The following is a 6000-nucleotide window of genomic DNA, read 5'->3' on the forward strand; positions in this document are numbered from 1 at the left end:
CCGGAGCGGGGAACATCTGGGGTTTAACCAAGGGGGGTAAGCACTTCCGCGGTCGGTCGTGGTCCACCACCCGGCACGACGGTCGCACCCCAGCGGCTCCATCAAGGCCTGGCGGGCCTGCGACTTTCTCGGGCCCGGCGCCCGGCACCGTCGCTTCACATCCCAAAGGGGTTGTCGTGAGCCGATTCACCGAGACGATGTTCAGCAACGCCCAGTGGAGTCTCAACGGGATGACCACCGGTGAGCCGAATACGCCCGTGCGGCATACCTGGGCCCAGGTGCACGAACGCGCCAGCCGGGTGGCGGGCGGGCTGGCCGCCGCGGGGATCAGGCGCGGGGACGCGGTCGCGGTGCTGGCAGGCGCCCCAGTGGAGATCGCGCCGACCGCCCAGGGTATTTGGATGCGCGGAGCCAGTCTGACCATGCTCCATCAGCCGACACCCCGCACCGACGTGGCGCGCTGGGCTGAGGAGACCACCGACATCATCACGATGATCGCGGCCAAGGCCGTGGTCATCTCGGATCCGTTCATGGCCGCCGCACCGGTGCTGTCCGGGCTGGGCATCACGGTGTTGACCATCGACGAACTCCTGGCGAGCGCTGCGGTCGCGCCGATCCACACCGATGACGACGATGTCGCGCTGATGCAGCTGACGTCGGGATCGACGGGATCACCCAAGGCCGTTCAGATCACCCACGCCAACATCGTCGCCAACGCCGAGGCGATGACCGTCGGCTGCCACTTCGACGTCGACACCGACGTCATCATCAGCTGGCTGCCGTGCTTCCACGACATGGGTATGACGGGCTACCTGACGGTGCCGATGTACTTCGGCGCCGAGCTGGTGAAGGTCACCCCGCTGGACTTTCTGCGGGATACGTTGTTGTGGGCCAAGCTGATCGACAAGTACCAGGGCACCATGACCGCCGCACCGAACTTCGCCTACACCCTGTTCGCCAAGAGGCTGCGCAGACAGGCCACGCCGGGCCAGTTCGATCTGTCCTCGCTTCGATGGGCATTGTCGGGTGCCGAACAGGTCGACCCGCTCGACGTCGAAGACCTCTGCGACGCCGGTGCGCCCTTCGGCCTGCGCCCCGAGGCGATCATCCCCGCCTACGGCATGGCCGAGACGACGGTGGCCGTGTCTTTCTCCGAGTGCGGCGGCGGCATGGTCATCGACGAGGTCGACGCCGACCTGCTGGCCCTCCTGCACCGTGCGGTCCCCGCCACCCGCGGCCACACCCGGCGGCTGGTCTCCCTCGGCCCGCCGCTGCCGGGCCTGCAGGTCCGCGTCGTCGACGAGGACGGCGCCGTGCTCTCGGCCCGCGGCGTCGGCGTCCTGGAAGTCCGCGGGGAACCCGTCACCCAGGGCTACACCACGGAGGCCGGATTCGTCGCAGCACAGGACGACCAGGGCTGGTACGACACTGGCGACCTGGGCTACCTCACCGAGGCCGGCAACGTCGTCGTCTGCGGGCGCCTCAAGGACGTCATCATCATGGCCGGCCGCAAGATCTACCCCACCGACATCGAGCGCGCCGCCGCCCGCGTCCCGGGGGTGCGGCCGGGCTGTGCCGTCGCGGTGCGGCTGGATGCCGGGCATTCGCGGGAGACGTTCGCCGTCGCCGTGGAGTCCAAGGACTATGAGAGCCACGACGAGGTGCGCCGCATCGAGCGCCAGGTGGCCCACGAGGTGTTCGCCGAGGTCGACGTCCGGCCCCGCAACGTGGTGGTGCTGGAGCCGGGCATGATCCCGAAGACGCCGTCAGGAAAGTTGCGGCGCGCGCACGCCCTGTCGCTCGTCACCTGATCCAACGGGTCTACAGGTCGCCCAACAGTGAGTACATTGGTGCGCATCATGGCCGACTATGACGCCCAGCCCGGGCGCGACGCGCCACCGGAGCCCGAACTGTCCCGTGCACAACGGGATGCGGACGACGTCGATCTGCACGCCGGGCTGAGTGGGGTGGCCCGGATCGTGGCCGGCGCACGCGGCGTGATCGCGGTGCTGGCGGAGGTGGCCGAGTTCGCGGTTCAGGCCATCCCCGGCGTCGACGGCGCCGGTGTCACGTTGATCGACCCCCGCCAAGCCGTGCCGTCTATTCAAACCTGGGCGGTGACGGCGGATTTCGTCGAGGACATCGACAAGGTTCAATATGTGGATCTGCGCGAGGGGCCCTGCATCGCGTGTATGCAGTCGCGGCGTGCCACCGTCAGCGGATCGCTGGGAGGTGACAGCCGTTGGCCGCGCTTCGGTGGCCGGGTGGCGCGGATGGGCGTGCATTCCGCCCTGGCGCTGCCGCTGCTGGTCGGCGACCAGGTGATCGGTGCGATCAACACCTACGCGTACCGCCGCGACGCATTCGCCGAGCACGCCGTGCAACTGGGTTCACGGTTCGCCACGCCCGCGGCGGTGTCGGTCTACAACGCCCAACTGCTGGCGGAGGCGCAAGAGCGGACGCACCAACTGCAGCAGGCGCTTCGGAGCCGAGCGGTGATAGATCAGGCGATCGGCATCATCCGTAGCCGTTCGGGTGGCAACGCGCAGGAGGCGTTCGACCGGTTGGTCCGGATGAGCCAGGCCGAGAACATCAAGCTGTACCTCGTGGCGGAGCGGCTCATCGAAGAGGCGGTTCGGCGCGCCGCGCGCGGAATCATCCTTGATGCGGTGGCGCCGTGGCGAATTCGGCGATGGCCGCCAATAGGACCGGGCGGGATCGCGGATCGGACATCAGCCGCCGGGCAACATCGGTCAGGTGGTCGTCATTGGCGCGCGCGTAGGTGCGCAGCAGCGTGAAGGCATCCTCGACGGACATGTCGAGGGATTCGCGGAGGAACCCTTTGGCCTGTTCGACGACGACGCGGCGGGTCAGCGCGGCGCGCAGTCGCGGGATCACGGTTACGGGCGTGGGTGGCTGCTCCTGCAAGATCGCCACACACGCGATGTGGGCTAGCGTTTGGCCGACCAGGGTCGGCTTCGTCCAGGTCGCCGGGGCGGGTGCCGAACAAGCCGAGCGCCCCCAGCACGATGCCGGCCGCCCGCATGGGAACCGCGTGCACGGAGGCAAATCCGGCGTCGAGCGCGGCGGGCACGAACCGCGGCCACCGTTCTGCCGCCGTGTGCAGGTCGGCGACGGAGACGCGCTGGCCGGAGGTATAGCAGTCCACGCAGGGGCCTTCGTCGGACTGCAACTGGAAGAGTTCCAGTTCGCGGAGCCGCTCGGAGGTGGCGGCCAACAACCGGAGCTGCCCGAGCGGATCGGCCAGCAGGAATCCGGCGGATTCGATATCGAGCAGCTCGGTACAACGTTCGGTGAGCTCGGTCAGCAGGTCAACCACGTCGAAGTCGCAGAGCAGGCTGTCGACAAGCGATCCGACCGCGTCCAGCACGCGGGTTTCACGAGGCGTTTCGGTCATTTCACACTCCGTCCCTGGTTGCATGCATTAATCGGCTTCAAGCCGGAGTCGACGGTCGAGGATGTCGCGGGCGACGTCGGTAGCGATGCGGCCGGTGGCGTAGGCGTGGGCGCGAAGGCGCACCAAGGCCTCGGCGGGTTCGACGCCGAGTTGTGCCACCAGCATGCCGGTGGCCTGGCTGACCTCGGCGCGGGACAGCGCGTTCAGCTCGGCCCAGGCGTTGCTGTAGGGATCGTTGACGGCGGCGAGCAGGTCAGCGTCCAGCAGGTCGAGTAACGGGATACCGGCCAGTTCGGCCGCGGCAATGGCACCGGCGAACTGCTCGCCCCCGAGGCGGCCGGGTTGGGCGCGGAAAAGGTCGAGGGCGCCGACGTGCTCACCGGCCACGACGACGGGCATGGCGAACACACCGCGGATGTGGTGGGAGAGCATGGCGGGTGCGTAGACGGGCCACCGCGCCTCGCCGGGGTCGGTGAGATCGGCGGCGAGGATCGGGATGCGCTGTGCGACGAGTCGAGGCAGGGCCCTTCGCCGAGGGTGAATTGGAGTTCGTCGTAGATGCGCGCGGGTCCCCCGCTGGATCCGAGGGTTCCGCTGCTGGTGCCGTCGAAGACCAGCGAGATGGCCGCAGCGTCAACGTCGAAGAGCAGCACGCAGGCCTCGCACAGACTGTCGGCGGCCGCTACCCCCCGCCGACCGTCGACCGCGGCGAGGAGCTGCTCGTGGATCGCCACATTTAACCGGACGGGAGTCGGGCAGCGGTGGGCTTGCCCGGGGGTCGTGGTGGCGGGTCATACCTCCAGCCTCCACTGGTGACGGGCAATTTGCGAGTGACGCCTATGACGCGACAAGGATGCTCAGTACCGTCTCGATGGCATGGCGATCGCGGCGATGGTGGTCACCAACTCATATGCGTGGTGGCGCTCGCGTTGATTTGCTCCCGGGGCCAATACCATCGCTGGCGAAATGACCGACAACGCCCTGGCTGCGCCCGCCACCGCCGATACCCCGCCAAATGGTCGTATCTCCGCTGAAGCGGGCCGCCGCAGAACCTTCGCCGTCATCAGCCATCCCGACGCCGGCAAATCCACGCTGACCGAGGCTCTGGCGCTGCATGCCAGGGCCATCACCGAAGCCGGTGCGATCCACGGCAAGGCGGGTCGCCGTGCCACTGTGTCGGACTGGATGGAGATGGAGAAGGCCAGAGGCATCTCGATCACCTCGACAGTGCTGCAATTCCCGTACCGCACCTGTGTCATCAACCTGCTCGACACTCCCGGCCACGCCGACTTCTCCGAAGACACCTACCGGGTGCTGACGGCCGTCGATTCCGCGGTGATGCTGATCGATGCCGCGAAAGGCCTTGAGCCGCAGACGCTCAAGCTGTTTCAGGTGTGCCGGCACCGTCGGATCCCGATCATCACGGTGATCAACAAGTGGGACCGCCCCGGTCGCCACGCCCTGGAACTGATGGACGAGATCCAGGCGCGGATCGGGTTGCGCCCCACTCCCCTGACGTGGCCGGTCGGCATCGCCGGCGACTTCAAAGGCGTGCTGGACCGCCGCAGCGGAAACTTCATCCGGTTCACCCGTACCGCGGGGGGTGCGACCGCGGCTCCCGAGGAACACATCGCCGCCGCCGATGGGCATGCTGCGGCCGGCGACGATTGGGATACGGCTGTCGAAGAGTCCGACCTGCTGAGCGCCGACGGCGCCGACTATGACCGTGACCAGTATCTCGACGGTGCGGCGACACCGGTGCTGTTCACCTCCGCGGCGTTGAACTTCGGGGTGAATCAGCTCCTCGATGTGCTCGTCGATCTGGCGCCGCCGCCCAGCGGAGGGACGGATGTCGACGGGGCTCGGCGCCCCACCGAATCACCGTTCAGCGCTTTCGTTTTCAAGGTGCAGGCCGGGATGGACTCCGCCCATCGCGATCGCATCGCCTACGCGCGGGTGTGCTCAGGGACCTTCGAACGCGGAGAAGTCCTCACCCACGGCACCACCGGCAAGCCCTTCGTCACCAAGTACGCACAATCGGTGTTCGGCCAGCAACGCGCCACCCTGGACACCGCGTGGCCGGGTGATGTGATCGGGTTGGCCAACGCCACCGCGCTGCGCCCGGGCGACACGCTGTATCGCGATACCCCCGTGCAATACCCGCCGATTCCGAGCTTCTCCCCCGAGCATTTCGCGGTGGCACGCGGCACCGATCCCAGTAAGCACAAGCAATTCCGCCGCGGCATCGAACAGCTGGAGCAGGAAGGCGTCGTGCAGGTGCTGCGCTCGGATAAGCGCGGTGAGCAGGCCCCCGTCTTCGCAGCGGTCGGACCGATGCAGTTCGAGGTGGCAGCACACCGGATGGCCACCGAGCTCAGCGCACCGATCGCACTGGAGCCACTGCCCTACCAAGTCGCGCGGATCGTGGACCCCGAGGACGCCGAGTTCATGAACAAGCAGGTGTCCGCCGAAGTCCTGACCCGCACCGACGGGGTGATGCTCGTGCTGTTTTCCACCCCGTGGCGGCTGGAAGGGTTCCAGCGGGACAACCCCGCCGTGAAGCTGCGGTCGCTGGTGGCGGC

2 protein-coding genes and 3 pseudogenes are annotated in these 6000 nt (G+C 67.9%); 3 read left to right on the plus strand and 2 right to left on the minus strand.

The window, feature by feature from the left end:
- Nucleotides 1–176 precede the first annotated feature (176 nt).
- Nucleotides 177–1811 carry a fatty acyl-AMP ligase gene (locus tag ADBZ6K_RS23610; RefSeq protein ID WP_526351268.1) on the plus strand — a complete coding sequence of 545 codons (1635 nt, stop codon included), beginning with the start codon at nt 177–179 and terminating at the stop codon, nt 1809–1811.
- A 48-nt stretch (nt 1812–1859) separates the two neighbouring features.
- A pseudogene (locus ADBZ6K_RS23615) lies at nt 1860–2645 on the plus strand (ANTAR domain-containing protein); the annotation flags it as partial.
- A 10-nt stretch (nt 2646–2655) separates the two neighbouring features.
- Here ADBZ6K_RS23615 and ADBZ6K_RS23620 read toward each other — a convergent pair.
- Together ADBZ6K_RS23620 and ADBZ6K_RS23625 are read right to left on the minus strand one after the other, a co-directional pair.
- Nucleotides 2656–3418: pseudogene (locus ADBZ6K_RS23620) on the minus strand (GAF domain-containing protein).
- A 27-nt stretch (nt 3419–3445) separates the two neighbouring features.
- Nucleotides 3446–4152, minus strand: a pseudogene (locus tag ADBZ6K_RS23625) (ANTAR domain-containing protein).
- A 232-nt stretch (nt 4153–4384) separates the two neighbouring features.
- Between ADBZ6K_RS23625 and ADBZ6K_RS23630 the strand changes: the two are divergent.
- Nucleotides 4385–6000, plus strand: a 1616-nt coding sequence (locus tag ADBZ6K_RS23630; RefSeq protein WP_526351270.1) for a peptide chain release factor 3, incomplete at its 3' end; no start/stop codon positions are given.

Origin of the sequence: Mycobacterium sp., from assembly GCF_044223235.1 — a bacterium.
Taxonomy (GTDB): domain Bacteria; phylum Actinomycetota; class Actinomycetes; order Mycobacteriales; family Mycobacteriaceae; genus Mycobacterium.